Raw genomic sequence first — 943 nt, 5'->3', positions numbered from 1 at the left:
CAAAAGCTTCCTTCCTGTAAGTTTCTCCCTTCACCGGGAGAAGGGCAAAAGGGAAGCCAGCCCCTACGGATTGAAAAGAATGGAATATCAGGGCCAGTACCATAAACAAAGAAATGCGGAAAGCCCTGCGGGCAAACGTACCGCAGAAATGGATAAGGACAAGATTACCACTGCCATCCGTATGATCAAACAGGCCTGCGGTAGCCTGGAGGTTGATTATCTGCTTATGGACAGCTGGTTTACCTGTGAGAAAATGCTGGCTTGTGCCCGTTCAGTAAAGGTGAAACTCATCGGAATGATGAAAATGGGCAAGGCCAGGTACCTCTTCAGAGGGAAAGAGTATACGGCCAGAGAATTGATCGTGCTGTTAAAAAAAGAGCAGAAGAGGTGCAGGAAGCTGAGTGCAATGTATATCGAAGTACCTTTATTTTATAAGGGATATGCGGTAAAACTGTTCTTCTCTAAATTTGGCAGAAACGGAAACTGGCAGTTGCTTTTGTCTACAGATCTGAACGCTGGCTATCTGAAAACAGTGGAACGTTATCAGGTTCGATGGTCTATTGAGGTTTTTTTTAAAGAAAGTAAACAGTATCTGAAAATCGGTAAAAGCCAGGCCGGAGATATCGGTGCCCAGTTTGCCGATATCTCCATCAGCATGATCCAGTATATCCTGCTGACGCTAAGAAAACGGTTCGGGGAATATGAAACCAAAGGTGCCGTATTCAGGGAAGCAGAAGAGAAAATAAAAGATCTAACTCTGGATCAGCGCTTATGGGGATTACTGCTGGAAATGGTCAAACTTATTGTTGAAATACTAGGACTTCCATTGGATGATCTGGATCAGTTTATGACTAATTTAATTCAAGAAAATAAAGTTAAAAAACTATTGAAACTTCATTTTTCAGTTTAAGATTAATCACGAATTCATGTGCGAAGCTTTAGT

At 42.2% G+C, this 943-nt stretch carries 1 protein-coding gene; it reads left to right on the top strand.

Annotated features, from left to right (window positions below):
* A partial coding sequence (locus BFL47_RS19005) for an IS4 family transposase (protein WP_449371657.1) occupies window positions 1-910 on the top strand: 910 nt, incomplete at its 5' end.
* Window positions 911-943: the final 33 nt, after the last annotated feature.

The organism is Arcticibacter eurypsychrophilus (assembly GCF_001730525.1).
GTDB lineage: Bacteria > Bacteroidota > Bacteroidia > Sphingobacteriales > Sphingobacteriaceae > Arcticibacter > Arcticibacter eurypsychrophilus.
The sequence above is the reverse complement of the archived record's forward strand: the minus strand, read 5'-3'. Positions and strand labels throughout refer to the sequence as shown.